We start from the raw sequence: 23,195 nt of genomic DNA on the forward strand, positions 1-23,195 counted from the left end.
TTGACGTGCAATTTGTACGCGCCGGCGGCTGTCGCCGGCGGGACGATGGGATGCTGGTCGGCGAGCTGGCCGAATCGCAGCCTGCCTGCGATCTCAACGCTCGGTCGAAATCGATTCGGCGTAGGCGAGTTCTCCCGTTCGGCCGTCGTAGTACTGGAACACGACTTGCGGGTGTGGGTAGGCGACCAAGCGTTTGCCGCCCAGTTTCTGCGGCATGTTGAATACGTTGTTGACCTGAACGACACAGAAGTACGGATACAACCGCTCCAGCCGTGGCAGATCCGGCAGGATGTAACTGCTCCAGCGGATGTCGCACTCCCGCGGTCCGAATTTAAACTTGCCCGTCGCCGGGCGGTCGCTCTCGTCGTTGACGGGCACGTGGTTGACGCTGTTGTGCGGTCCGCAACAGAACTCCCAGACGTTGTCGGTGACCTTGATCGCAAAGCTGTTGTGCAGATCACCCGTCATCACAAACACACGCTTGCCGATCTTTTCCCACTCGGCGATCAAAAACTCGCGTTCATCAAAGAACCCCGTCCAGGCTTCTTCCTTGTTCGCCGCGTCGGCTTCGAATCCGCCCGCACCGCTATGCGGGATCATGAACGGGACGGTCGAGATCACGAAGCGGAAATCGGCGTCGCTTTCACGCATGCTGCGCAGCAACCATTCCCGTTGCGGCCGACCCAGCATCGAAACGCCCGGCTTGTCCCGCTCGGTGACGTCGTGCATTTGACGATCGCCGCGCGTGTCGATGAAATAAAATTCGCAATTGCCGACGCGTTTCTTTCCATAGCTTCGTCGACCGATCGAATAGCTGACGTTGGTGTCGTCGATTTTCGCCGGCATGTGCAACCGCAATGTGTGCGGGTCGATGACTTCGACGATGTCATAGACGTAGGAGTTCTTGTGGCCGGCATCGTCATCGAATTCCATGTCGTTGACACCGGCTTCGGGCGTGCCCCAGTGGACGTGCAGGTTGCCCATTTCCGAAAGCGGCATCTTGGTGAAGTCGGCGTTTTGATCGTACAGCAGATCGCTGTCCCGGCGCATCGTCGCTTTACCGAAATGAATCGGATGGTGGTATTCGGTCGGATTGGCCCAGCCCAGGTAGTCGTACCAGGCTTGTGTTCCGATGTCGCGAAAAACCGTGCGGCGGTGACGTTTGCCGGTTTCCGCCGAGCCCCAAATGTCGTTGACCAGTTCGTGATCATCGAAGGTGAAGTAGCTGGGCACATGGCGATGCCAATGCGACAGCGATTCACCGCGGTCCAGGTACAATTTGTAGTTCTCCCAGACGCCGATGATCGTGGGCGCGATTTGGGCGACTCGCGGTTTGGCGCTGGCCCCTTGGACGAGCTGCCAGGCGTCCGGCGGATACCGCCGCTGTTCTTCGTACAGCCAATCGCCGTTCATCACGTGGAAGTGGACCTTGTCGGCCCAGTCGCGACCCAGGTGCTCGTAGGTCGTTGCCCGATGTCCGCCGCCGTGCAGCGGGTTTTGGTTGGCGCACGATCCGATCTGGAAACGGAAATTGAACAGCCCGTCGGGATTGTAGGTTTCGTTCCGCGACTGATCCGCACTGGGCAGCGTCCGGAAGCTGCCCGGCAAGCCGTGGGGCCGCGCGTTGACCCAGACCTGATAGTGATACCGGGTGTCGCTTGATAACCCGACCAAATCAACGACGCCGGTGTTGTCGTGACCGATCGTCGTCTGGCCGGGCTCACTGACCAAATCCATGTTGTCCGCCGCGGTGCCGTAATGGACTTCGAATTGTCCCGGATCCGACGTCCGTGCCCAGACCCGCATCGATGTCGCCGTGGGCTGGCCCAGCATCGGCCCATGGGTCAACCGGATCGGATCCCGGGCCGTGGAGATGGTGATCGAGGCATCGGCCGGATCGGCAACGTGATGCTTGGGTGGCGGAGCGTCTTGTGCGTGAACGATCGATCCGAGAGCGAGCAAAAACAAGGCCAGCGTGGTTCGCATGGGGAGCAGTCAAGTGCGCGGGGAGACACGGGGAAACGGGGGCTGCAGTTTATCCGATCTGCCGCGATCACGTGCGGTGCTCAATGCGTCATCGGGACCGCAAGAATTCGGCCAGCCCGACCAGGTCGTCGGTGTTGATCAGGTCCACGCCCGCGTCGGCCAGGGCCGCCCATACGGTTGGCTTGTCTGGCGTCGCCCAAAATCGCACCCGCCGTCGGTCGGCATGAGCTTGCTGCAGGACACGTGTCAATTTTTCGCGATCCGCCTGCGGCATTTCGCCGACACCGCGCCATTGGAAATTGCGTCCCCAGTGATCGCTGATCAACGGCAAGAGGTCTGGTGAGAGGTCGCTGTCCAGGTCTGAAAGCCGGCCGTCGATTCCCGCGTAACGCGTCGGGTCGGCCTGAATCTCTTTGACTGCACGATTGCCGCTGATGATCGCGGTGACGGCGCCGGGGTGGACGCCCTGTTCGTCGACGTGGGTCAAGATGTCTTGATAGTCGGACAATACAGTGTCCAAGGCTCGATAGGTTGATTCCCCTTCGGATTTGATGTCGATCAACAACGTCAACGTTTGTCCGTCGCCGTAGACGCTGCCACCGGACTGGTGAATGTGTTTGCGGAGCGGATCGAGGTAGAGGCTCTTCAACGTCCGCTCGGGCGACGTTTTGTCTCGATCATGCGCGACCAAGAGTTCGCCGTCGATGAGATAGATGTCCGCTTCAACGCTACAAAACCCGTTGTCCAAGGCGTCCAGCAAGGGACGGTCGTGCAAGTAATCGTTGTGGGCGTGGGCTTGCCGCGCGGGGGTGACGGATTGGGCGAAGCGGGGCGATGCGATGCCGATGTTGAGGGTGAACAGGAGACAGGTGATCGCAGTTCGGTGCATGGTGGTGGAGGGCAAAACGATGGGGGCAAAACGATGGGGTGGCAGAATGATGGGGTGGCAGAATGATGGGGCGGCCGGAACGTAGGGCATGCTGTGCATGCCAAGTTCAACGTTGACGGAGCACTAGAAGTCGAGTCGTTTGAGGAACCGTTGGCCGAAGCGGCCGTAATCTTGGCCGTCCACATCGCGGTCGCCATCGGTGTCGCCGAAATGTCGGAAGAACGCGTCGGGCGCTTGATCGCCGAAAGAGACGTCGTCGTCCATGGTCAGCCCGCCGGACATGAACTCCGCAGCGATCACGGTCAGTTCGTAGTTGCCGTCTTGAAGCGAATGGAGGCCGGTCGCGTGGGTGACCACGGCGGGGCCGGGCAAGAACGTCAACGTGGCGACGGTCTTGCCGTTTTGGATTTCGGTCGCAAGCGAAAGATCCACCTGTCGGCGATCCAACCGATTGACTCTGTTCGTGCGATTCCGTGTCTTTTTCATTCGCGGATTATAATTGCGACACGATCGCCCATGTAAAACTGATGGTCAGGCTGGCCAACACGAGTGTCACGGAAACACAACCCGAGCGTCGGGATTCGACAGCCGATGGGCCGGAGTTCGGCGCGTCCGGGTTCGCCTTGAGTTGGTTGATCCGCGAATCGACAAACGCGCGACATTCCCGCAGCGATTTTCCGGTCAGCTTCCGATAATGCTTGACCGCGTGCAGTCTTTTGCCCTCTGCGAGCGCTTGGTCGATCTGTTGCATCACCTCGTCCCTTTCCGCCGAGGACGTCCCCGCGGGGCCGCGATCGTCGGGGTCACTCTGGATGGCTTCGACCGCGTTTTTGGCTTCAAGTAGTGAACATTCCATCCAGTCCTTGTACAACTTGACCGCTGCGATCTTGCCCTGCCGTTTGAGTGCGGACTGAATCTGATCACGCTGTGCTTGGCTGAGTGGTTTCATGAAACTTTTGTTTGATTTGGTTCAGCGTTGATTTTTATTTTTGCCAATTGGCATCCACTGGCACTGATTTTGTGGCACACGAGCGACCGATCACCTATATCTATCGCTATCCGGAGGAGCGCCCGGGCCGGTTTTTCTTCATGGTACCATTAAGAGAGTTGACAACGATGCGAGCGAAGATTTTCGGTGGCCTAGTTTGTTTGGTCGCCGTGGCCTTGGTCGGCCTGCCTGCGATTGCCGCAGACGATGACAGTGACAAGCCCAAGTTCAAAACGAAGCAGGTGATGAAAGAGGCCTTCAAGGGTCCGCTGCTGAAAAAGGTTGCCGGTGGCGACGGATCGGCCGAAGACGCCAAGAAGTTGCACGCGATGCTGGTCGCCCTTTCCAAGAACGAGCCGCCGCGTGGCGAGGAAAAAAGTTGGAAAGAACTGACCGGTGCCTTGGTCAAAGCCGGCAAGGCCGCGGTCGAAGGTGACGCCGACGCCGGCGCGATGCTGAAAAAAGCGGCCAACTGCAAAGCCTGTCACAGCAAGCACAAGCCCAGCTAGGCTCTGTCCCTAAAGTCCTGCGAGCGAAAAGGGGGTCAGGAGTCAATAGTGCGAAGCACCCGTAGGGCCGTTCCGGCTATTGACTCCTGACCCCGTTTTCGCGGCTTACTGGCGGTGAACGTGGTTTAGGGACAGAGCCTAGCCGACCGTCTTGCTCATCCGATCGGCAAGATTTTTGAGCGTATCACTGCCATCACCCTCGACCAGTTTTGCATGAATCAAGTGCGGCTGGTCGAGTGTGTCCCAGGCATCTTGGAGTGCCTTTTCAAACTCCAGTTCCGTTTCCGCATAGTGGCTCTTTCCGCAACCGTAGACGTCGAGCAACTTGCCGTAGTTCCAATGATGGATTTCGTTGTATTTCCAATCGCCGGCGTGTAAGTAACGCTCGGTGCCATAGCCGTGGTTATCGAGCAGGATCACGATCGGGCAGTGGCCGCAGCGAATCAAGGTGCTGAGTTCCTGGCCGGTCATCTGGAATGCGCCGTCACCGACGAGCACGACGACACGGTGATCGGGTCGAGCGGTTGCCGCACCCAACGCGGCGGGAACGCTGAAACCCATCGACGTGTAATAGGCCGGGCTCAAGAATTCACCCCGCTCGTGAATCGTCAGTTCCGTCGCCGCAAACAAGGAGTCGCCCACATCCGCGATCACGATCGTGTCGGCGTCGATCAAGCGATTCAGCCGGCTCATCATCCAGCTCGTCCGCAAGCCACCCTCGCCGGGTTCGCCGTGCTTTGACGAGGAGCGTTTGGTCGATGAGAGCTGTTCGGGAATCGAACGCGGTTGCGGAACCAGGCCGGATTCCACGAGCCCGACAATGAACTCTTTTAAACCGACGTTGTGATAGTGGTGGTGAGAGATACGCAGTGTTTCACTGGTCGCGTACACGCAGCGTGCGGGATTGAGGTTGGCGGAAAAAATCCCCAAATTGATGTCGCTCATGAACGCGCCCAACAGCAGGACCAGGTCGCTGTTCTCGACAAACTGTGTGACGGCTTGATCCCCCAAGGCGCCTTCGTACAGCCCGATGAACATCGGATGACGTTCACTGATCACACTCTTGCCCAGCATCGTGGTGGCGATCGGAATGTTGGCTGCTTCGGCCAACTGCAGTAATTCGTCTTGCAACCCGAAACGATGCACTTCCACACCGGCCAGGATGACCGGACAGTTTGCCGATTCGATCAAGCGGCTGGTTTCACGAATGGCTTCCGTCGTCGCCTGTTGGTCGTTGACGTGACTGGATCCGCGATAGCCGTGGACGATCGGCGGCACGACGTGCACCATGTCACGCGGCAATTCCAAGTACACCGGACGTTTGAAACGATCACAGGCGTCCAGCACGCGATCGATCTCGGCGAATGCCGTCAGCGGATCGGAAAGCTCCGCGCCGGCGATCGTGAACTTTTCGAACACTTCGTATTGGGTCCGAAAGTCACGCACCATGTGATGCAACAACGCCCCGCTGGATCGTTCCTTTAGCCCCGGTGATCCGGTGACGACCACGACCGGCGATTTTTCCGCGAACGCGCCGGCGATCGAGTTGCAGACGCTGAGCCCGCCGACGCAGTAGGTGACGCACACCGCCCCCATGCCGTTGAGCCGTGAGTAGGCGTCGGCTGCGAACCCCGCGCAGTCCTCACGTGTGCAGCCGATCATTTCGATCGGACTCTTTTCCAGTTCGCTGTACAGCGACAACACATAGTCGCCGGGGATGCCGAACATGTGCCCGATCCCGTAGTCTTGCAAACGCTGGATCAAGTACTGCGCGATCGAAACATTCGCAGTCACACGTCGAGGTGATCCGGTGGCAACAGATTTTGACATCGTCGATTGAGAGGCATCCATCGCAAAAGTCTCCCTGGGGAAGTCGAGTTCGAGTCATCCTCTATTTTAGGCATTGATCGCGACACATCTGCGGTCACCCTCCCTGGCAGGGAGGGTCGAGTGCGGCGAGGGGAGGGGCGAGCGGTCGTCACTGAGCGATTCCCTGTCACATCGCCCCTCCCCGCTCCGCGCATCAACTCCTTCGCGACCCTCCCCGAGGGACGTCGATTGTATAAGTGACGGATTTGCTCGTAGCGGTAAACGCCAAGACTTTTACAGCGCGAGCCCTCTCTGGCGTTTGCTTGCTGCGCAAACGCCGTCTCTCCCAGAGGGAGAGAGACGAAATGGGTTGCCAAAAGCTGCAGCGAATGAATCGACGTCCAGAGGGAGGGTGACTTCGACTCTTGCGACTTGAGTGGACACCAATGCTGCCAGCGAGCGTGCCTTCGGCTATGTCGAGACCCACGAGGTGAATCACTCGATTCGCGTCACTTTAATTTCATCCAACAGGACACTTCCAAATTTTGGGTCGGTGATTTCGATGCGGATTTGCAACGAAACGATCGACGCGTCTGTGCGCGGAATCGAAAACTCGCCCGCCCGTCGGGTCCAGGTGTTTCGCTCGCCCGCCAGATCCAGACGCAGCAACTCATCGCCGGCGTGACGCACCACGAGTTGCGCGGTTTGTTGTGCCGCGTCTTGGGATTGAACCCGTGCCGCGACGCGATAATCCTGACCCGTTGTTGCGGGGATGGTTTGGGACAATGACCAACTGCCGGCGGGCCGCTCGCGCTCGGTGCGGCGAATCGCCAAACACGAATTGTTCGATGACGCATCGTCCGATCTTGCATCGTCCGCCACGACGGCCAAGGGAGGGCTGCCGCCGAGCATCGGTTCGTCGGAGTTGCCGGACGGGCTGGCGGATTCGAGTTGCCAATAGGTTTCCAGCGGCAACTCGAAATCTCCCCCGAGCAGCGGCAACGTGGCCGGCGGGCGGTCACTGGATGAGTCGACGATTTGGTTGACCGACGCAATCGGCAGCGACGTGATTTTGTCGAGGAAGGTCTTGAGTGCCTGGATCTGACCGAGTGCTTGCTGTTTCTCGCTCTCGTCGGACGCCGCCCTGGCGCGCAACAACAAGCGTCTGGCTTCGGTACGTGTCAAATCCAGGAACTGGGAAACGTCACAAGCCGGGTCGAGCGTTCGGGCCGATTCGATCGCCGCGATCGCTTCGTCGAGTGTTCCCCGTTGCAGCGCCTGTTTGGCCAGCCCGAACCAAGCGGTCGACCGATGCCGCTGGGAAACGGCGGCGTCGATGGCGGCACGGTACCACGTGTCGGATTGTTCAAGACGTCCGCTCTGACTCGGCTGCGTGATCGATTCCTGAGCGTCGATTTGTTCGGCGACGCGTGCGGCACCGATCAGTGAAACGGCGTCGTCGGGTGACAGACGAATCGCGTTTTCAAAATGTCGCTGCGCCGTTTCCCAAGCCTGGTCATGCAGCGCGCACCAACCGGCGATCTGGTGGGCGCGTGAATTGTCACCGTCTAACTCGATCGCTTGGGCCGACCAGATCCGCGCGGGTTTTCGATTGCCGCGCGAATATTCCAGCGATGCGATCAGGGACGCGCGGCGACTGGCGGCGCGATCCGGGCCGGTCAAGTTGGAGATGCGGTCGGAACCTTGGTAGGCGAATTCGATCGCTTGGGCGCGTCCGCGGAGATCGTCCAGTCGCACCAGCGGACCATCCAACGTGTCTTGCAGATCCAGTCCGGTTTCGACGGCTCGGAAAAAGGCTTCGATCGCCGTGTCGGTTTGCCCGAGTTCGGCGGCCGTCGCGCCGACGTGCCAATAAACCCAATACGCGTCCGGCGCGAGTCGCTTGGCCTGGCTGGCGTCGCGAAAGCTGGTCCGTAGAAGTTCTTTGGAGCGGCGCCGGTGGTTGGGGTTGGATCTCGGATGATCGCGCATCAAGACGGCTTGGCGGAGCGCGACGGTGGAGCGATCGGCGACAACGAACGCGGCGCCCGGGCGGATCGCGATGCAGCGTCCGTATTCGCCGCGTGAGAGTTCATAGTACTCCAGCGCCGTGTCAAACTCGTCGTTCGACTCGGCCCGCTGGGCCTTCAAGTAGTACGCCTGGGCAATGGTCAGGTGAATCCGGCTGTCGTCCGGTGCCCTGTCGCTGACCCGGCGCAGCGACTCCAACGCGACGTCGATCGCGCGGTCGGCGGGATCATCGTCGGTCGGTTCCATGAACGTGTCGCCGTAGTTTTTGAACCAAGAGCGGTAGTTGGGATCGACGCTCGCGATCAGGCTGAAAATGGCCAACGACAGACCATCGGCTGGATTTCGGGGCGGCCCCAGTTCGGCCGGCTCCACGCGTTTACCGCCGCTGATCCGGAACGAGGCGATGCTGCCCAACCAACGTGCCGCTTCACAGCCGCGAAACGTTTCGATCCGTTTGCTCAGTTCCAGCGCCGCCCGCGCTTCCCGTTTGCCGATGCTCGACGACAGATAGCTGCGGATCATCTTCAACGTACTCGGCGATCCGCCATCGGGATCGCTGCCCATCGCGACAACCATTTTGGTGACGTACAATGCGTTGAGCGTGGTCAGGACACGATAGACCTTCCAACGCAGGCGATCCCGTTGCAGTGCGGACAGATCATCATCCGGCATGTCGTCCCACCAGGTATCGCTTTGCCAAAACCCTAATTCATCCAAGGACGCTTGCAGCAAGACCGCCGCTTCGGTGGAACGCGACAGGTGTTTCAGATCTTCGCCTTCGCGTTCCAACGCGTGAAACTGACCCAGACGCCGCAGCCGATCACGCCGCATGATCAAGGATTCGCGTTGCCCGGCCAACGAGTCCTGGTTTTCCATTCGATCGATGGCGACACCGATCAGTGCGGCGGCGTCCGCATAACGGCTTTCCGCCAGCGCCGCTTCACTGCGTTGGATCGCGGCGCCAGACGCCGCCACCGCCTCCAGCCGACGTGTCTCTTCTTGAAAGCGGATCTCGCGTTCGTTTTCGGTTTCAATGCGTGCCGCTTCCATCGCGCGGCGATTCATCTCGCCCCGCACCATCAAACCGGCGATCGTGCCGAAAAACGTCAGCAGCAAACCGACCGCCAGTGCCGCGGTCCAGGCGCGATGATTGCGTGCCCAACGCAACGTCCGTTCGATCGGCGGATCGGTGAACACGCTGATCGGTTGATCGGTCAGGTACTTTTGTACGTCTTCGGCCAAGTCGCCGGCGGAGGCGTAGCGATCGGACATCCGCGTGGCCATCGATTTCATGATGATGGCTTGCAGGGCGCCGGGGATCTCGTGACGCACTTTCATTGGCGGATCAAATCGGCCTTCGATGATGCGATTGAACGTGGACTGCAGATCCGCTTCACCGGCATGGGGCGCCTGGCCGGTCAGGATGAAATACAGTGTCGCTCCCAAGCAATAAATGTCCGCGGCCGGTCCGATCTGGTCGATCATCCCCGCCGCCTGCTCCGGGCTCATGTACCGGGGCGTGCCCAGCGTGGTGCCCTGGCAGGTTTCATCAACGGAGGAATCATTTTGGTTGGCCAGCGAAAGCGTGGCATCGATCTGTTGGTCGATTTCTTTTTCGGTCCCCGGTGAATCGCTGGGACGCAGCGAGGGGTCCAACCATTTGGCCAGCCCCCAATCGACGACCAGCGTTCGCCCATACGTCCCCAACATGATGTTGGCGGGTTTCAAATCGCGATGGACGACTTGCCGGGAGTGGGCGTAATCGATCGTCTGGCAGACATCGACAAAGTGATCGAGGATCTTGCGTAGCGATGCGGTGTCGTACCAACGCGGTGATCGATCTTGGGAGGCGAGCGCTGACGGAGTGGCGGGGCGACGCAGTTGTTCTTCGACGACCTGTTGCAGGGTTCGCCCGCGGATGAATTGCATCGCGTAAAACGGTCGCCGATCGGCTTGCTGGCCCAAGGCGTAGATCGGGACGACGCCGGGGTGTTCCAAAAAGCCCGTGATTTCAGCCTCGCGCCGAAACCTCGCCGCGGCATTGAAGTTTCCGGCCCATTCGGGGCGCATTTGTTTGAGCGCCACTTCGCGTCCGAGTTGTCGGTCCCAGGCCACCCAGACTTCGCCCAAGCCGCCGACGGCGTGCTTGCTCCGCAATTCGAACCGGTCACCGGAATCGTTCGAGGTGTTGCCGGTTTCCGCGCTGCCGTCTTCGGCCAAGTCTTCCGGCTGGTCCGCCGATCGATCGCGGCCGAACAGCCCCGTGGCGAGAAAGCTGGCGTCGTCGGCGGACTCCAATGCGGCCAGCAACGCGTCGACCCGTTTTCGCAGCGATTGATCCGCCCCGCACGCCGCGGCCAGATAGACTTCCCGTTCGACCGGGTTGTCCAGGCTGATCGCGTGGGTGGCAATTTCGTCGACGCTCAGGGCCACTGGGGAATCCGTTTTTCAACGAACGCTCGAATGCCCTCGGCCGCCGATTCGGTGTTGCACACCGTCGCCCCGGTCGCGGCGCCGTTGGTCAAATGGGTCAGCAAGGTCTCGCCGATACTTTCATTGAGCATCCGCTTGGTCGCTTGCAGCGATTCCCGTGGCGCCGCGCCGCAGCGTTTGGCCCAGGCGGTCGCCGCGATCCAGATTTGGCTCGCCGGGACGGTTTCGCAGCACATTCCCAATCGATACGCTTCGGCGGCATCGAGCGGCGCGCCGGTCAACAACATCCTTGCGGCGATGGCGGCGCCGAAACGGAAGGACAGCAGCGGTGCGGTCAGTCCGCCGATCAATCCGCGTTCGGCGGCGTTGGCCGTCAATTCCGCGCGGTCGGACATCACGATCATGTCCGCGGCCAGGGCGATCGCCAGCCCAGCCCCGATGGCTTGACCATCGACCGCGGCGATCACGGGTTTTGGAAAACGCAGGATCGTCTCGCACAATTCGGTCAACTCACGCCAGAGTTCGAACCATTTGACTTGAGCGTCGATCGGTTCCATCTCGGCGACTTTGGCGAACGCTTTCAGATCGACGCCGCTGCAAAAATGGTCGCCTTTGCCGGTGATCAACACGGCGCCCACGCGGCGTTCCTGGTGCACATCCGAGAGCGCCAGACTGAGATCGGCGATCAATGCCGAATCGAGTGCATTGCACACCGCTGGCCGATTGAGTGCCAGCGTGGCGACGTGGTCGGTGATGGTCAGTTCGACGTGTTGCATGATGTCTGGTTTGAAGGCGATGGGAGAGTCGGATTCCCGTCGGTTGACTGTATGGATGAGCGGAATTGCTGAGTCAATGGTGAGCCGCTGGCCGTAAGGCCTCGGGCGGGCGCCGGAATGCCCGGCCGCTAACGCGGATCGCGGCTCACAAAATCGACAGCCCGCGAGCCGTCCGGTTTTCCTGTGACGTACCGGAGGGCTTGCGCCCTGCCGCTAACAATAGCCGGACGTCACTGTTGAAGTCCCGCCAGTGTCTGCATCGAGTCCTTCAGGTCGTTGTAGAGTTTTCGGTAGACGGGGAACAAGTCATTGTAGGCCTTGACGGATTTCCGATCCGCAGGCGTTTGCTCGGCGATTTCGATGGTCGCTTTGCAGGCCGATTGAATGTTCTTGTAGGCCCCGTCGCCGACGGCGGCCAACAGTGCGACGCCGTAGGCCGGTCCCTGTTCGACTTTTAGTGTCGTGATCTTCTTGCCAAACACGTCGGCTTGCATTTGCCGCCAGAACGGGTTCTTGCTGCCGCCACCGGAGGCGCGGATTTCACGGACGGGGACATCCAACGCGGTGATGATTTCCAGGCTATCCCGCAGCGCAAACGTGATGCCCTCCATCACGCTGCGGGTCATCGAACCGCGGGTGTGCGTCAAATTCAATCCGACGAACGCGCCGCGCGCATGCGGGTCGGCGTGCGGCGTGCGTTCTCCGTTCAGGTAGGGCAGGAACAACAGCCCGTTGCTGCCGGCGGGGCAGGCCTGGGCTTCGGCGGTCGCGGCCTGATAAACGTCCTTGCCGCCGATCCCGGCAAGCCCTTGCAGCACCGATTCGACCCACCACTGCAGCGATCCGCCGCTGGTCAAGTTGACGCCCATCATGTGCCAGGCGCCGTCGACGGCGTGACAAAACGTGTGCAGGCGTCCGGCCGCGTCGTATTGCGGTTGGTCGCTGTGGACAAACATCACGCCGCTGGTTCCGATCGACGTGCTGAGCACACCTTTTTTGACGACGCCGTTGCCGACCGCGCCGGCGGCACAGTCGCCCGCTCCGCCGACCACCTTGCAAGCGGTGGTCAGCCCCAGCGCCTTGGCGGCCGCCTTGGTCAACGTTCCGGTCACTTCGTGGCTCTCCACCACCCGCGGCAGCAGATCGGCATCGAGCCCGAGTTTGGAAAGCAGCGGAGCGGACCATTTTCGATGGACGACGTCCAGGAACAACGTGCCGCTGGCATCGCTGACCTCGGTCACGTAGTCCCCGATCATGCGTCGCCGGATGTCGTCTTTGGGCAACAGGACTTTGGCCAAGGCATCAAAGTGTCGTTTCTCGTTGTTCCGCAGCCACAACACCTTGGGAGCTTGGAATCCCGTCAGGGCGGGATTGGCGACCAGTTTGATCAGGCGTTTGCGTCCGCCGGCTGCGGACGTGATCTCGTCACACTCGGCCGCGGTTCGCTGGTCATTCCACAGCAGCGCCGGGCGGATGACGTTGTCGTCTCGGTCCAAAAAGACGCTGCCGTGCATCTGGCCGCTCAACCCGATCGCTTTGACGTCGTCCGGTTTGCAACCGGAGGACCGCATCACCGCCCGCACCGTTTTGACCGTCGCTTTCCACCAGTCCTCCGGGTTCTGCTGCGTCCAGCCCGGTTTCGGTTGCTCCATCGGGTACGTCGCATCGGCTTCTGCAATGACTGTTCCGCTCTCGTCGATCAGCAGCGTCTTGGTGCCGCTGGTGCCGACGTCGATTCCCAAATAATGACTCATGATGCGCCTGCTAGAAATGAAACTTTCCTACCGAACCCGATCCCCGGGCGATGCGTATGTTATCGCGCCGCCGGCAAACTGTAATTTCCATCGTCTTCTGACGGGAATGGTTTTGTCAAAATGTCTCGCTCGCATGCCCGATTACCGAGAAATGCCGCTTCGATCGCGGCCCACCGCCATGTCTCGTGACTTCCGCTCCCGTCCAATCGATCGTCGCACGGCAGTCTCGATTCTCGCCGCCTCGATGGTGGCCGGTTGCGGTGACTCCGGCATCAAATCCACCGGCACGGGGACCGATGACGCAGCGTCTTCGGCCCAACCAGCTCGCTCGGACGTGCCGCTCCGCATCCTGATCGCGGGCAGTTTGCTCTCCGGCGGCCGATCCGCCGACGGCCAATCCGTTGCCGAGTCGATCCGAGTGGCCTGGTCGATGACGCAGGAACAGCCGCTCAAGATCGACGTGTTTGACGGCCCTGTTTCAGCCGGATCGGTGTCTGACGAGTCGGCGGGGGAAAGTCATGCGAGCGATTTCGCGACGGAGATGTTGCTTGCCGATGTCGCGATCGCACCGCAAAGCTATCTCGGCGAGATCAGGGCGCAGGACGCGGCGGTTCGATTCAATCAGGAGCTGCTGAAGGACTACCAAACGCGGTACGGAAAACCGTTCCCCGCCGTGGCCAACGGACTGGGCGATTACGGCGGAAACACCTGGGGCATCGCCGTCGGGGCCAAACTGCCGGCCCTGTTGGCACTCGATTCGCAAGTCGAATGTGATTCCTGGGCCGCCTATCACGCCTGGGTCGAGCAGCTCGACGGGAAAGCCGCCGAACCGTTGGCCCGTGGCTGGGCCGGGTCTTCGTTTCTCAATCGCTGTGCGTCCTCGTTCACCCGCCGCTGGTTGTTCAACCGCGCGACGATGAAGCCCGAGATCGACTCGGATGACTACGTCGCCGCGCTGGAACAACTCGCCGCGACCGCAAAACTGTACCCCGCCGCCGCGATGACGCCCGGCCAGATCTGGCATGCCATCCGTCGCGGTGAACTGGCCGGCGGGATCGGCTATGAAGTCCCCGATGCAGTCAACGGTGCGGAATCCGATCAGCGATCAGAGGACGGTCGCGAAGAATTCGAAGTCAGTGTGTTCGACTGTCCGCGGGAAACGGAAACGGATCAGTTGTGGCTGGGGCCGCAAACGCCGCTCGCCTGTCTCAGCAGCGGGTGCCGACAAACCAGCGCGTCGAAGCAATTCATCGGTTGGCTCTCCGGCGGTGAGCGGATCTCGACGGTGCGGCAACAAATCGGACTGTTCTCGCAAACGCGAACCGCGCCGGGAAACGACGCGTCGCCGTCCGGCAGTCCCTATTCGCGTTGGCTCGCCGAGCGGTTGCAAACGCTGCAGGTCACGCGCGGACTGATGTTACCCGGGGCCGATCGCTATTACGGCGCGCTGGACCGGCAAGTCCTGCGCTGTTTGGCCGGAGAACAATCCGCAGCCGAGGCGCTGGCCGATGCCGCCGCGCAGTGGGATACGATCACCGACGAACTCGGCCGAGACCAACAAGCCGTCGCCTGGAAACGGACGCTCGGATTCGGCGGTTAGGGGGGCTCAGTGCTCAGCACTCAGTGCTCAGTGCTCATGCGATGACAATCGCAGGGCTCTTTGTTGCGGCATCGCCGATCCGCCTTGCTTTGATGCGGACATAAGGCGGGATATAAGTTGCCCGATCGGCGAAGCTGTTGGCCGCGGCATCGGCTTTGGCGTGCAGGGGTTCGATCAAGTCTTCGATCACAAACCCGCTGCGACACAGACCGCCGATCAGGTCTTCCCAGCGGTGCAGGAATTCGACCGCGCCCTGTTCGCGCAATCGACTTGCACTCGGCGACATCGCCGCGGGCGGTGGAACCGGAGCGTCGCGGTAATAGGTGTGACGGATCGGGTAGCCGTCGGCCGAGCGTTGATAGCCGGCTTGCAAACTGATCGGTTGCTTGTGCTGGCTGATGTACAGACCGCCGGGACGAGTGACCCGAGCGACTTCGGCAAACACCGGTGCGACCGACGGGACGTAGCACGTGCTGACCGGATGGATCACGATGTCAAACGCGGCGTCGGCCAAGCCGGACAGATCTTCCATCGTTGTTTGCAGCACCCGCATGCGGTAGCCGCGCTGGGCCGCCACGCGGCGGTCCAGTTCCAACATCGCGCCGCTCAGATCGACGACCGTCACGTCCGCGCCGGCGGCCGCGTACAGAGAACTTTGCCGGCCCCCCCCGGCGGCCAGGCAGAGGACACGCTGGCCCGCGATCGATCCGCCCAACCAGCCGGCCTGGTCGACGACCGACAACGGACGCGATAACTCCTCTTCGGTGGCCGGTCGGCACAACGGATTGCCGGCGTCGGCCATTCGGTCGTAAACGCGGCGATTGTTTTCCAGGGTCGCGTCGTGATTCACACAACACTCTCGGGTACGTGGGGGATTCAGGTGACTTGACGAGGGTGACCACAACCACAGGCGGGACGTGCGATGCGGCGCAATTTGTCCGGGGATGGACCCAAAAAAAATCCCGTGGCGTGGCTGTTTTGACGAAAAACCCAACATCTGGGGTGAAAACGAAAGTCAAATGCGGGAATTCCTGGAACTTTCACCACCTTGTGCTCATCCGATTGTTGTGAACGCTGAATTGCTCGGGGCAGTCAGCCGACCCATCCACCGGCGCGACGCTGTTTCTGTCCCCACTTGGCGACCGCTGTCCACTGTATCATTGAGCCCGGTAGATCCGATATGACTCGGAAACTGTCGGCGACGGATTCAAAAATGGCTTTACCAGAAGATTTACTCGACGAGCTGCTTTCAGGGCACCTGGATGGTGCGCTCAGCGGTGACGAGCGCGCCCGGGTCGAGCAGATGCTACGCGATGACCCCGCGATCAGCCAGCGGCTGGAGGGGTTAAAGCGACAGCGTGACGCATTTCGCCAGTCCCTGTTGGCGACGCCGAAGTTGCCCGACGGGTTTGCCGATCAAGTCGTCGAAGCCGCGATCGCCCGGGCCGAGGCCGAAGAGCTTCGAGGCGACCACCCGCTGCGGTTGGCCGCGAGCGGTTCGTTCGTCGCCCCCCGATCCGCCCAACCGTTTTCCAAGCCCCGGCTGGTCGCGATGGTCGCGGGGCTGGCGGCGTCGGTGTTGTTCATCGGTTTGGCGGTCAAAGAGTTCTCCGGCTCTCCGGCGACGCAACCCCCTGACCCTTTGCTGGTCACGTTGCCCCAACCCGACGTGGACCCACGCGAATCGATGAATCCGGAAGGCCCGATGGTCGATCCGATGGTAGCGCCGGCAGGCGATGCGATCGCCGCCAGCCGGGACTCGCTGGAGGACCCGACGGCCGAGCCCGCGGTGGATCTGCTTGATGACCCGCGTCCGCAACCCTCGCCCGTGATGCAACCGGAATCGACCGGGCCGTTGTTGGCCGATGCGAGTCCCGCGTCGCGAACGCCAGACGTGGACGATGCAGCGGCGCCGTTGGTTGCCCTGCGACCGCTCAAAATGTTGATGGTCGTGGAGATCCGACAGACCGAAGCGGGCCGACAAACCGGTGCGTTTGATCAAGCGCTTGCGGAGATTCAGATTGCGGCGAGCGACGAACGACAGGTCGACGAAGCACTCGCCCGAGCGGTGGCTCCCGAAGCCGACGCCGATGCAGCGGCCGATGACTCGCCACGGGCAATGTTGCTCGAGTCGCCGGCCAAGAAACTGGATCGTTTGGTGACGCGATTGGTCAGCGACCGCGACGGCATCGAAGCGATCGGGTTCTCCGCCATCAGTGTCCAGCTGGACGCCCCGTTGCTGCGGTCGATCGAGTCGGTGCGAACGGTCGACCCGACCAAGATTCGTCACCAGGGTCAAATCGTTCCGATCGTCAGCGATGCCGACGATGTCTTTGATGCCTGGGTCAACCAACTCGCCGATCGTCCCTTCATCCCCGTCCAGGGCGAGCAGGAAGCTCAGTTGATCAGCTCGCAGCCGGCCAGCGAGACCGGCCCCGACCCGATGGCCAACATTCTGTTCTTGGTTCGGTAGGGGCTCAATCGGTAGGGTCTCTTCGCAACGTAGTTAGGCCCACGGATGGCAGCGCGAACCCACGGATGAGAGAGAGTGCCAAAAATCCGTGGGTTCGCGCTGCCATCGGTGGGTTTATTTTTGACTTTTGGCCGACGGAGCCGAAGCGTTCGGAGAGTTTCGCTACTCACCCTTGAGCCGCAGCGCCGCGGTGACCAATTGGACGAACTCGCTTCGCAGCTGAAACTCATCGGGGCCGACGTTCGCCTGGGCGACTTCGAGAACGTTGCGGAGCGTCCAATCGCCGGCGAACTCGCTTTGACGCAGTTGCATGCCGAAGGCCGCGACGGCGGCGGCGAATCGGAAATCCGCATCCGCCTTGGCAAAGGCTTGGTCGTTGTCCTTGACACTCCGTTCGATCAGCGCGCTGGTGTCGCCGTCGGGCTGTTTGTAACGCAGCTTGACCGTCATGACTTCGTTCGACGAAGCGGCTTCGGTCAGCTCGGGTGAACTCTGATACTTCAGCGGATCGACTTGTGGCGCGACGTCGTCTTGTTCGCCGGCCATCACCAATTCGTACAGCGCCGTGACTTGGTGCCCGGCACCGATTTCACCGGCGTCTTTCTTGTCATCATTGAAATCTTCTTTCGCCATCACGCGATTCTCGTAGCCGATCAAGCGGTACTTGGACACGACGCGGCGATTGAACTCGATTTGAATTTTGACGTCTTTGGCAATCGTCACCAGCGTCGCATCGGTTTGACGGACGAGAACCTTGTGCGCTTCATTGGCAGTGTCGATGAACGCATAGTTGCCATTGCCCTTGCCGCTGATTTGTTCCAGCATCGCGTCGTTGTGATTTCCCATGCCGAACCCGAGGGCCGTCAAGAAAATCCCTCCCGACGCCTGTTCCTTGATCAACCGAACCAGTTCATCGGTCCCACTGAGTCCGACATTGAAGTCGCCGTCGGTGCACAGGATCACGCGATTGACGCCGTCCTTGATGAAGTGGTCCCGTGCGGTCGCATAGGCCAATTGGATACCGGCACCACCGTTGGTGCTGCCACCGGCGGACAGTTGCGAAAGTGCCTTGGTGATCTTCTTTCGCTTCCCGGCGGGCGTGCTGTCGAGCACCATGCCGGCCGAACCGGCGTAGACGACGATCGCCACGCGGTCTTGTTTGCCGAGTTGCTTGGTCAGCATCTTCATGCCCTCGATCACCAGCGGCAATTTGTTCGGCCGATTCATCGATCCGCTGGTGTCCAACAGGAACACCAGATTGCACGGTGGGCGTGAATCAGGCGTGAGTCGTTTGCCCTGGATCGCGATCCGCGCCAAGCGATGGTCGCCGTTCCAAGGACAACTGGCGATCGTCACGTCGGTCGCGAAGGGATGCTCCGAATCAGGCTTGGGCGCTTCGTATTGATAGTCAAAGTAATTGACCAGCTCTTCGATTCGGACGGCATCCGGCCGTGGCAATCGGCCCTCGACCAGCGTGCGTCGGGCCTTGCTGTAGCTGGCGGTGTCGACGTCAATCGAAAAGGTGCTGAGCGGATGCTCACGAACTTGCTTGAATTCATTTTCGACGATCGGATCAAAGCGGTCTCCGTCGGTGCGGGACAACAAGACGCGACGTTTGGCCAATGCCAGAGCGTCCAGCCTCTCTAAAGGCTGTTTGACGGCAAAATCTCCAACGATTCGTCGGTCATGGACGGCCTCCGCTTCCTCTTCAACGAGCCTGGGCACGCCTTCCACAGGCGACGCTGGGACACGTTTTGCTTTTCCGCCGCGAATCGACTTCGACAGAATCGGAGCCGAGAACGCCGGAGCCTGTGGGGCAGCGGTCGGAGCAGGAATGCCGGCAGGATGCGTCGAATCGCCCGGTGCCGACATCCCGAACGGATGCGGCTCACCGGCGGGTGCGGGTTGCTCGGCGGGTGCGGGTTGATTGGCGGGTGCAGGTTGCTCGGCGGAGGCAGCAGCCAAGGCGGGTGCCGGTACCGGTGTTGGTGTTGGGGCTGGTTCGGGTGTCGGGGCTGGTTCAGCGGCGCGAGCGGGCACAATGCCGAGAGATCGTCTCGACATGGCGTCGAGGGACTTGCCCCGTTCCGCGTTCGCGCCCTCGGCCGACAGACGACTCAAATCCGCAACAGGCTTCGTCTCCGCTTGGGGGTCTGCAAGGACGATCTCCGATTGCCGAAGCGATTTCACCTCGGCAGCGTTTCCCTCAGCAGTGTTCGCTGGGACGCGAGATGGTTCCGCTTGAAGCTGAAGGCTCACCGACTCGCGGATCATCGACTCGCCGACAGCGGACCGCTCCAGGCGTTCGCCCTCTTCCACCGTAGCGATCGCAGCCGACTCGTCCAACACTTCCTCGTACGCCGCACCCAACTCGGGCTCGGGCTCAGCGTCTGGCTCGGGCGCACTGAGTTGGTGCTGTGCGACTTGTGATGGTTTCAGCAATGGGACGATACCGATCATCAACAACACCGCTGCGGCAGCGGCCAACAGCAAAGTGACCCATCGTTTGTTCGACCTTGAGTTTTCCAGCAGGCTCGGCTCGATCGTTCCCTCGCCTTCGGGGCGACTTGCCGAGGCCGCCAGGATCTGTTCGCGTCGCTGACCGTCGAGCGACTTGGGTGGTTCCTCGGCGAACAACGTCTGCAACTGCTCGGTGACCCGGCCGGCTTGGTCGACGGCTGCGCGGAGCTGGTCGTTCTCGATCATGGACTGTTCGAATTCGGCCGCGTCCTGCGGGGAGAGTTCTCCCATCACGTAGGCGGTGATCCGGGCGTCATCCCAGACCGACAAGTCGCCGGCGGCATCGTTGGGTTGGATGGAATCAGACATGGAGGTTGCCTCCCGGCATGGTGGCTGGTGTGTGTGCGCGGCGAAGGGGGTGAGATCGACTCAGGCGGTGGCGACGGCGTCTTTGAGGGCGCGGACGGCGGCGTGCAGATGAAAACCGACGTTGCTGACGGTCAGCCCCGTGACCTCGGCGATCTCGCGGTAGCTCAGTCCGGCCTGCATCCGCAATCGAAGCACCTCCTGTTGCCGGCCGGACAACCGTTCGACCAGCACCGCCAATCGGCTCTCGGTCGCATCGGTCTGTTCGGCCGCCAGGGCAGCCGAAGGGGCATCGGGATGGGGGTCTTGGACGGTGATCTCGGCGGCATCGATCGGATGAGCATGTCGGGTACGTTGCATGTCAATCACTCGGCTGCGGCAAACGGCAAATAACCAGGGCTGGACGCGAGCGACGATCTTTCCACGCTCCTCGCGACACAGCCGTAAAAAGGTTTCTTGCACCGCGTCTTGGGCTCCCTGCCAATCACCGCTGAGCATCCGTCGGGCATATGCAAGCAATTGCCCCTCGTATTGGCTGATCAGCTGCGACAATTCATCCTGGGACCAGTTTTGGCTTTCCTGGGACAGCAAATCCGCCGTCGGGTCGGTGCCGGCGTTCGTCCCGGATCCGGGGTCGTCGGCCAACATTTCGGCTGCGGAGTGGTCTGGCATGGCTTTCAGGGGCAAAACTTGGACGCGGTACAGACGACAACACGAGCGGGCGTCGACTTTGTTAGGCCGACCGGTCGATTTTTCTGTCGTTTTTGTGAAGCTGTTTTCTATTGACCTGATCGATTGTCCGCGGTTATCACCCACCGCGGAGTTCCCCGCTCAAAATTCCATCGCGATCGGTGTGGTCCGACCGGCAAACGGGACCGCCTGCCACTCGCGAAATTCCGCATAACAATACGAACAAGGAAGGTTCGACCATGGCTGGCCCAAACACAACCGTCCCGTTGCTGGACGTGAACCGCGACAACAAGCCCCACCGCGACGAATTCGTCGAAGCCCTCGCCGCAGTTGTCGACAGCGGTCGATTTCTGTTCGGCCCCGATGTCAAGGAGCTGGAAACCGAGATCGCCCAGTACAGCCAAGTCGAACACGCCGTCGGATGTGCTTCCGGCAGCGATGCGTTGTTGCTGGCGTTGATGGCGTTGGACATCAAAGCCGGCGACGAAGTCATTGTGCCGAGTTTCACCTTTTTTGCGTCGGTCAGCTGCATCACGCGGTTGGGCGCGACACCGGTGTTCGTCGACATCTGTCCGGACACGTTCAACATCGACCCGCAGTGCGTCGCCGAGGCGATCACGGAAAACACCAAAGCGATCATCCCGGTTCACCTGTTCGGCCAGTGTGCCCAAATCGATCGCATCTGCCAGATCGCCAGCGAGCACGACATCCCCGTCATTGAAGACGCCGCACAAGCCATCGGCGCGGCGTATCACTCCCGCCCCGCGGGCAGTTGGGGTCTGGCGGGGTGCTTCAGTTTTTATCCGACCAAGAATCTTGGCGCGATGGGCGATGCGGGCATGCTGACCAGCGGTGACGCGGTGATGGCCGATCGCTTGCGTTTGTTGGCCGGCCACGGCATGCGTCCCCGTTACTACCATCAAGCGGTCGGGATCAACAGCCGGATCGATACGTTTCAGGCCGCCGTGCTGCGGGTCAAACTGCGGCACCTCGGTGACGCCATCACGTCGCGTAGCAAGATCGCATCACGTTACATGCAACTGCTCGGTGACGGCGGTCTTGTCGGTCCCGATCAAATCGTCTTGCCGACGGTCGACCCCAATGCGTTTCATGTCTGGAATCAGTTCGGCATCCGCATCGGCGGTGGGCGGCGCGACGCGTTGCGAGCCTACTTGGCCGAGCGCGGCGTGGGCAGCGAAATCTATTACCCGGTTCCGATGCACAAGCAGCAATGCTTTGAGTACTTGAACGTGGACGGCAGCACGTTACCGGAAACCGAACGTGCCAGCGCGGAGATCTTGAACCTGCCGATCTTCCCCTCGTTGACCGAAGCCGAACAGCAGCAAGTCGTCGACTGTATCGGCGGATACTATCAGGCCGGCGCCAAAGCGGCCGCGTAGTTTAAAGGCACCCTCCTGGCAGGAGGGTCGAGCGCAGCGAGGGGAGGTCGATCGGTGAATCGCGGCGCTGATTTCAATATTGAGAGGCGCGATGCAGGCAGCAACCCAACACCCTCTCCTCGCTGCGCTTGACTCTCCCAGGGGGGGCTTCGTGGATTTTAGTGGCTAATCACTCAGGACCCAGGTTTTTTGAGGCATTGCTGCGATGTCCGAATGGGTGTTGGACGACAAATGCTCGGTTCAAACGCCCCTCCGGCGACGCGGGCCGGTGGAGGGCAAGAAGCACCTTCGCCGCATCGCAGACCAGGTGATTCCTTGGCGGGTTGCTCCTCCGCAGAGCCCGCCTCCGCTACAGCTGGCTTCGCCATCAGACCGAACAGAACCATCGGACATCGCAGTCATCCCTCAAAAAACCTTCCCCGAGTATCCGAGAGCAGCCACTAAATTCGCGGAAGAACCCCCAGGGGGAGAGTGATTGCCAAGAGAGTGGCGTTGCATGCGAGACGTTCGCGCGGGCCGGCGGACTCAATCAACAAGCCTCTACGTCACCGGCAAGTTTGACGCGTCAAACGCGTCGGGCAACAACTGCGAAAGCCGGCGGATCTGCCGCGCCCCGGTCAGCACGTCGGCCATGATGACTTGCATGTCGCCGGCGAATTCGGACAGGAATTGTCGACAGGCTCCGCACGGGCTGACCCCACCCACGCTGGCGATCGCGATCGCTTGAAACGCGCGGTGACCTTGAGAAACCGCCGTGGACGTCGCCACACGCTCGGCACAGATCGACAACGAATAACTGGCGTTTTCGACGTTGCAGCCGCTGACAATCGTTCCGCTGGGAATCCACAGCGCCGCCCCGACATAGAAATGACTGTGGGGCGCGTACGCTTGATCGCGTGCCTCGACGGCCGCACGCACCAGCTGGTCGATCTCTCGGGTTTTCAACTCAATCATTTGGGTGGCGTTTTGGGTGGTGTAAGCGCGTGGGAGAAGTGAGGGGACAAGGAGACAAGGAGACACGGAGACACGGA

General features: G+C 61.1%; 16 protein-coding genes. 4 read left to right on the top strand and 12 right to left on the bottom strand.

All coding sequences use genetic code 11. The features are described from left to right. Positions 1–93: 93 nt before the first annotated feature. The 4 genes from Enr13x_RS07005 to Enr13x_RS07020 all read right to left on the bottom strand — a co-directional run bounded on the left by Enr13x_RS07005 (position 94) and on the right by Enr13x_RS07020 (position 3,824). Positions 94–1,986: an alkaline phosphatase D family protein gene (locus Enr13x_RS07005; RefSeq protein ID WP_145385344.1), complete on the bottom strand. Its 1,893-nt coding sequence runs from the start codon at positions 1,984–1,986 to the stop codon at positions 94–96. An 88-nt stretch (positions 1,987–2,074) separates the two neighbouring features. Next, complete coding sequence (locus Enr13x_RS07010) at positions 2,075–2,875, bottom strand: phosphatidylinositol-specific phospholipase C/glycerophosphodiester phosphodiesterase family protein (RefSeq protein WP_145385345.1); 801 nt, start codon at positions 2,873–2,875, stop codon at positions 2,075–2,077. Between the two features lie 123 nt (positions 2,876–2,998). Then, complete coding sequence (locus Enr13x_RS07015) at positions 2,999–3,361, bottom strand: hypothetical protein (protein ID WP_145385346.1); 363 nt, start codon at positions 3,359–3,361, stop codon at positions 2,999–3,001. A gap of 7 nt (positions 3,362–3,368) precedes the next feature. Then, a complete protein-coding gene (locus Enr13x_RS07020; RefSeq protein ID WP_145385347.1) occupies positions 3,369–3,824 on the bottom strand; it encodes a hypothetical protein in 456 nt (151 codons plus the stop codon). A gap of 167 nt (positions 3,825–3,991) precedes the next feature. On the opposite strand from Enr13x_RS07020, the gene Enr13x_RS07025 reads away from it, so the two are divergent. After that, a complete protein-coding gene (locus Enr13x_RS07025; RefSeq protein WP_145385348.1) occupies positions 3,992–4,372 on the top strand; it encodes a hypothetical protein in 381 nt (126 codons plus the stop codon). A 138-nt stretch (positions 4,373–4,510) separates the two neighbouring features. On the opposite strand, the gene Enr13x_RS07030 is transcribed toward Enr13x_RS07025, so the two are convergent. The 4 genes from Enr13x_RS07030 to xylB form a co-directional block, all read right to left on the bottom strand. Further along, positions 4,511–6,202 (bottom strand): alpha-keto acid decarboxylase family protein, encoded by a 1,692-nt coding sequence (locus tag Enr13x_RS07030; RefSeq protein ID WP_197455853.1) that lies wholly within the window; start codon positions 6,200–6,202, stop codon positions 4,511–4,513. 474 nt (positions 6,203–6,676) lie between these two features. Then, positions 6,677–10,645 (bottom strand): serine/threonine-protein kinase, encoded by a 3,969-nt coding sequence (locus Enr13x_RS07035; protein ID WP_145385350.1) that lies wholly within the window; start codon positions 10,643–10,645, stop codon positions 6,677–6,679. Beyond that, positions 10,636–11,421 (bottom strand): enoyl-CoA hydratase/isomerase family protein, encoded by a 786-nt coding sequence (locus Enr13x_RS07040; protein WP_145385351.1) that lies wholly within the window; start codon positions 11,419–11,421, stop codon positions 10,636–10,638. The genes Enr13x_RS07035 and Enr13x_RS07040 overlap by 10 nt, the downstream gene beginning before the upstream one ends. A 230-nt stretch (positions 11,422–11,651) precedes the next feature. Beyond that, positions 11,652–13,175, bottom strand: a complete 1,524-nt coding sequence (xylB, locus tag Enr13x_RS07045; protein ID WP_145385352.1) for a xylulokinase — start codon at positions 13,173–13,175, stop codon at positions 11,652–11,654. Positions 13,176–13,353: 178 nt separating this feature from the next. Between xylB and Enr13x_RS07050 the strand changes: the two genes are divergently transcribed. Beyond that, positions 13,354–14,775 (top strand): hypothetical protein, encoded by a 1,422-nt coding sequence (locus Enr13x_RS07050; RefSeq protein ID WP_145385353.1) that lies wholly within the window; start codon positions 13,354–13,356, stop codon positions 14,773–14,775. 34 nt (positions 14,776–14,809) lie between these two features. Here the strand turns inward: Enr13x_RS07050 and Enr13x_RS07055 are convergent, their stop codons facing one another. Next, positions 14,810–15,577 carry a class I SAM-dependent methyltransferase gene (locus Enr13x_RS07055; protein ID WP_145392158.1) on the bottom strand — a complete coding sequence of 256 codons (768 nt, stop codon included), beginning with the start codon at positions 15,575–15,577 and terminating at the stop codon, positions 14,810–14,812. A 411-nt stretch (positions 15,578–15,988) separates the two neighbouring features. Between Enr13x_RS07055 and Enr13x_RS07060 the strand changes: the two genes are divergently transcribed. Continuing rightward, positions 15,989–17,248 (top strand): anti-sigma factor family protein, encoded by a 1,260-nt coding sequence (locus Enr13x_RS07060; RefSeq protein ID WP_145385354.1) that lies wholly within the window; start codon positions 15,989–15,991, stop codon positions 17,246–17,248. 162 nt (positions 17,249–17,410) lie between these two features. On the opposite strand, the gene Enr13x_RS39335 is transcribed toward Enr13x_RS07060, so the two are convergent. Next, a complete protein-coding gene (locus tag Enr13x_RS39335) occupies positions 17,411–20,077 on the bottom strand; it encodes a VWA domain-containing protein (protein WP_261344170.1) in 2,667 nt (888 codons plus the stop codon). A 60-nt stretch (positions 20,078–20,137) separates the two neighbouring features. Then, positions 20,138–20,746, bottom strand: a complete 609-nt coding sequence (locus Enr13x_RS07070; protein WP_231744138.1) for an RNA polymerase sigma factor — start codon at positions 20,744–20,746, stop codon at positions 20,138–20,140. A gap of 257 nt (positions 20,747–21,003) precedes the next feature. Between Enr13x_RS07070 and Enr13x_RS07075 the strand changes: the two genes are divergently transcribed. Next, on the top strand, positions 21,004–22,164 hold the full coding sequence (locus Enr13x_RS07075) for a DegT/DnrJ/EryC1/StrS family aminotransferase (protein WP_145385355.1): 1,161 nt from the start codon (positions 21,004–21,006) through the stop codon (positions 22,162–22,164). Between the two features lie 540 nt (positions 22,165–22,704). Here Enr13x_RS07075 and Enr13x_RS07080 read toward each other — a convergent pair. Further along, a complete protein-coding gene (locus Enr13x_RS07080) occupies positions 22,705–23,184 on the bottom strand; it encodes a cytidine deaminase (protein ID WP_390621062.1) in 480 nt (159 codons plus the stop codon). Positions 23,185–23,195 lie beyond the last annotated feature (11 nt).

The organism is Stieleria neptunia, assembly GCF_007754155.1.
In the GTDB taxonomy this organism is placed as follows: Bacteria; Planctomycetota; Planctomycetia; order Pirellulales; family Pirellulaceae; genus Stieleria; species Stieleria neptunia.

Coding starts and splice junctions, on each gene's coding strand:
- Enr13x_RS07030 (WP_197455853.1), bottom strand. CDS start 6,202: ATGTCAAAATCTGTTGCCACCGGATCACCTCGACGTGTGACTGCGAAT.
- Enr13x_RS07070 (WP_231744138.1), bottom strand. CDS start 20,746: ATGCCAGACCACTCCGCAGCCGAAATGTTGGCCGACGACCCCGGATCC.
- Enr13x_RS39335 (WP_261344170.1), bottom strand. CDS start 20,077: ATGTCTGATTCCATCCAACCCAACGATGCCGCCGGCGACTTGTCGGTC.
- xylB (WP_145385352.1), bottom strand. CDS start 13,175: ATGAGTCATTATTTGGGAATCGACGTCGGCACCAGCGGCACCAAGACG.
- Enr13x_RS07055 (WP_145392158.1), bottom strand. CDS start 15,577: ATGGCCGACGCCGGCAATCCGTTGTGCCGACCGGCCACCGAAGAGGAG.
- Enr13x_RS07040 (WP_145385351.1), bottom strand. CDS start 11,421: ATGCAACACGTCGAACTGACCATCACCGACCACGTCGCCACGCTGGCA.
- Enr13x_RS07020 (WP_145385347.1), bottom strand. CDS start 3,824: ATGAAACCACTCAGCCAAGCACAGCGTGATCAGATTCAGTCCGCACTC.
- Enr13x_RS07010 (WP_145385345.1), bottom strand. CDS start 2,875: ATGCACCGAACTGCGATCACCTGTCTCCTGTTCACCCTCAACATCGGC.
- Enr13x_RS07050 (WP_145385353.1), top strand. CDS start 13,354: ATGTCTCGTGACTTCCGCTCCCGTCCAATCGATCGTCGCACGGCAGTC.
- Enr13x_RS07025 (WP_145385348.1), top strand. CDS start 3,992: ATGCGAGCGAAGATTTTCGGTGGCCTAGTTTGTTTGGTCGCCGTGGCC.
- Enr13x_RS07015 (WP_145385346.1), bottom strand. CDS start 3,361: ATGAAAAAGACACGGAATCGCACGAACAGAGTCAATCGGTTGGATCGC.
- Enr13x_RS07060 (WP_145385354.1), top strand. CDS start 15,989: ATGGCTTTACCAGAAGATTTACTCGACGAGCTGCTTTCAGGGCACCTG.
- Enr13x_RS07005 (WP_145385344.1), bottom strand. CDS start 1,986: ATGCGAACCACGCTGGCCTTGTTTTTGCTCGCTCTCGGATCGATCGTT.
- Enr13x_RS07075 (WP_145385355.1), top strand. CDS start 21,004: ATGGCTGGCCCAAACACAACCGTCCCGTTGCTGGACGTGAACCGCGAC.